Below are 3,246 nucleotides of genomic sequence, written 5' to 3' on the forward strand. Positions count from 1 at the left end.
GTTTGTTTTTTTTTCTCCCCCCCCGCCCGCGGGGGGCTGCCGGCGCGGGCCGGCCGCCCCCCCCCGCCCCCCCCGGGCCCCCCCCCGGGGCCTCGGTTCATCCCAGGCTCAGCGTCGCCCGCACGGGCAGGTGGTCGCTCGGGTACCGCCCGTCCGGGGAGAAGGTGTCGACCGCGGTCCGCACCGCGCGGACCCCGGGCGAGGTGAGGATCCAGTCGATGCGGTCGCCGTCGGGCACCAGTGGTCGGTAGCCGTGGAAGGTGGCGTACGGCGCCCCGCGCTCGGCCGCGGTGTCCCAGGTGTCGACGAGGCCGGCGTCCAGCATCGTGTCGTAGACCGGGTTGCGATGGGCGGCGCTGTTGAAGTCGCCGGTCACCACGACCGGCAGGGCGCGGTCGAGCCCGGCGATCCGCTGCCCGATCAGCCCGGCGGCGCGCACCCGCGCGTACTGACTCCCGCTGTCCAGATGGGTGTTGAGGACGTAGAACTCCCGTCCGCCGGCGCGCAGGTCACGGAAGCGGACCCAGGTCACCATGCGGACGTGGGAGCCGCCCCAGGTGTTCGAGGCGATCACCTCGGGTGTGTCGGAGAGCCAGAAGTGGTCGTACTCGGCCGGGGCGAGACGCTCGGTGTCGTAGAAGACCGCCACGAACTCGTCACGGCTGCCGCCCGCGCGGCCGGTGCCGATCCAGTCGTAACGCCCTCCGAGATCGGACGCGATGTCACGCACCTGCGGGTAGAGGCCCTCCTGCGTGCCGATGACGTCGGGGGCCGCGCGGCGCAGCAGCTCGCGCATCACCGGACGGCGCGTGGCCCAGCTGTGCGGCTCGGCGGTGCTCGCGAAGCGCAGGTTGAACGTCATGACGTCCAGTGGGTGGTCGCCGCCACCGCCACCGCCGCCGCGGCCGGCGGACGCGGACACCGTACCGAGCAGGGGCACGGTCACCGCGGCGGCCACCGCGGTCCGCAGGCCCAGGCGCCGGGTCACCCGGCGGACGTCCGACATGTGATCCCCTCCCCGCACGGCCAGCATGAGGGGTGCGGGGTGGTGCGGGGAAGAAGGCCTGGGGCAGGAGAGAGGGCGACGGGTCAGGGCGCGACCAGGGTGCGGACAGGTGTTGACCACGGGAAGCGCCCTGGATAACTTCGCTCTACGGATTGTTGATTCCGTGAAGCGGAAAACAGGAGGGTGTGGGATGGGCAAGGGCCAGCAGGAGAACGTGGCGACGAGTCTCGCGGGCGCCGTCAGCGAGGAGATCAGCGCCTCCCTCGCCCCGGTCGACGCCGAACTGGAACGCCGCTACCCCGGAGACCCCGGCACCCGGCAGCCCGTCCACACCGTGTACGTCCCCGCCGACGCGTTCGCGGCCGACACCGTCCGGTCCTGGGGCGACCGGGCGCTCGCGGCCCTCGACGAGCACGCCCCCGACGCCGCCTCCTTCGCCGCGGTCCTCGGCCTCGGCGACGAACTCGCCGGGCCCGTGTACGACCGGGTGCGGGCCAAACTGGAGCGGGAACCCGTCGAGGACCTGCGTGTGGACTTCGAGGACGGCTACGGTCCGCGTCCGGACGCCGAGGAGGACGAGGCGGCGGCGCGCGCGGCCCGGCTGATCGCGCAGGCGTACGCCGACGGTACGGCGGCTCCGTACATGGGCATCCGCATGAAGTGCATGGAGGCACCGGTCCGCCGGCGTGGCATCCGTACGCTCGACGTCTTCCTCACCGGTCTGATGGACGCGGGCGGTCTGCCCGAGGGACTGGTCCTGACCCTCCCCAAGGTGACGTACGCGGAGCAGGTCACCGCGATGGTGCGGCTGGTGGAGGAGTTCGAGAAGGCGCGCGGGCTCACGCCCGGGCGGATCGGCTTCGAGATCCAGATCGAGACCAGCCAGTCGATCCTGGCCACCGACGGCACCGCGACCGTCGCCCGGATGATCCAGGCCGCCGAGGGGCGCGCCACGGGCCTGCACTACGGCACCTTCGACTACAGCGCCTGTCTCGGCGTCAGCGCCGCCCACCAGGCCAGTGATCACCCGGCCGCCGACCACGCCAAGGCGGTCATGCAGGTCGCCGCCGCGGGCACCGGCGTACGGGTCTCGGACGGTTCCACGAACGTGCTGCCGGTCGGCCCGACCGCGAAGGTGCACGACGCCTGGCGACTGCACTACGGCCTCACCCGTCGCGCCCTGGCCCGCGCCTACTACCAGGGCTGGGACATGCACCCCGGTCACATCCCGACCCGCTACGCGGCGGTGTTCGCCTTCTACCGGGAGGGCTTCGAGCAGGCCGCAGGCCGCCTGGCCCGCTACGCCAACCGCACCGACGGCGACGTCATGGACGAACCCGCCACCGCCAAGGCGCTCAGCGGCTACCTCCTGCGCGGCCTGGACTGCGGCGCCCTGGACATCGCGGAGGTGGCCCGGCTGACGGGTCTGACCCGAGCGGACCTGGAGGCTTTCGCCACGCCGAGGCGGGGCGACCTGACCGCCTCGGCGAAGTAGGAGCGTCCTGCGGGCGACACGGACGCGGGGCCCCTCCGGTCAACATGGTCGGGGACACCGGCCCCGGGTTTCCCCGCCCCGGCGTCCTCGCCCTCGGGCCGCACCGCAGACCCCGTACCAGCGCGTCCTGAACCGGAGTTGGACGGGGTGGGCGGAGGAGGCCTCCCGCGAGCGGCGGCACGCGATCCTCTTCCACCCGGCGCTCCGGCCGCAACAGCCGGTCGCCGTCGAGGAGTCCGGCCCCTCCGGTCACGCGCCCGGCCGCCACGGCGCTCGCGCGAACGGCGCCGGGACGAGACCGGGGGCCGGGGCCGTGCGGATCCGGAACGGCCACCGCTCAGGCGGAGGGCGGCAGTTCACCCGAGCCGCGGGTGATCAGACGGGTCGGCAGCTCTATGCGTTCCGGGGTGATGAGGGTGCCGTCGAGCTGGCGGAAGAGACGATCCGCCGCCGTGCGGCCGAGGGCGGCGGCGTCCTGGGCGACGACGGTGACACCCGGCTGGAGGAGGTCGGCGAGCTCGATGTCGTCGAAGCCGACCAGCGCGACGGGACGCCCGTGCTCGGCGAGGACCCGGACCACCGTGACCGTCACACGGTTGTTGCCCGCGAAGATCGCGGTGACCGGGGAGTCGCCCGAGAGCATCTCCTCGGCGGGGGGGGGGGGGGGGGGGCGGGGGGGGGGGGGGGGGGGCCGCGGCGCGCCCGGCGCGCCCCCCGGCGACCCCCGCCCCCCCCCCGGCCGCGC

2 protein-coding genes and 1 pseudogene are annotated in these 3,246 nt (G+C 74.2%); 1 reads left to right on the plus strand and 2 read right to left on the minus strand.

All coding sequences use genetic code 11. The annotated features are described in order from the left end of the window. Positions 1 to 97: 97 nt before the first annotated feature. Positions 98 to 1,006, minus strand: coding sequence for an endonuclease/exonuclease/phosphatase family protein (locus ACFV2J_RS08615; RefSeq protein WP_385437803.1), 909 nt, complete (start codon positions 1,004 to 1,006; stop codon positions 98 to 100). A gap of 190 nt (positions 1,007 to 1,196) precedes the next feature. Between ACFV2J_RS08615 and ACFV2J_RS08620 the strand changes: the two genes are divergently transcribed. Next, the gene (locus tag ACFV2J_RS08620) at positions 1,197 to 2,501 is read left to right on the plus strand and encodes a DUF6986 family protein (RefSeq protein ID WP_385097720.1); all 1,305 of its coding nucleotides are present in this window, start codon (positions 1,197 to 1,199) and stop codon (positions 2,499 to 2,501) included. A 337-nt stretch (positions 2,502 to 2,838) separates the two neighbouring features. On the opposite strand, the pseudogene ACFV2J_RS08625 reads toward ACFV2J_RS08620, so the two are convergent. After that, positions 2,839 to 3,156: pseudogene (locus ACFV2J_RS08625) on the minus strand (substrate-binding domain-containing protein); the annotation flags it as partial. Positions 3,157 to 3,246: the final 90 nt, after the last annotated feature.

The sequence above is a fragment of the Streptomyces sp. NPDC059668 genome, from assembly GCF_042734135.1.
In the GTDB taxonomy this organism is placed as follows: Bacteria; Actinomycetota; Actinomycetes; order Streptomycetales; family Streptomycetaceae; genus Streptomyces.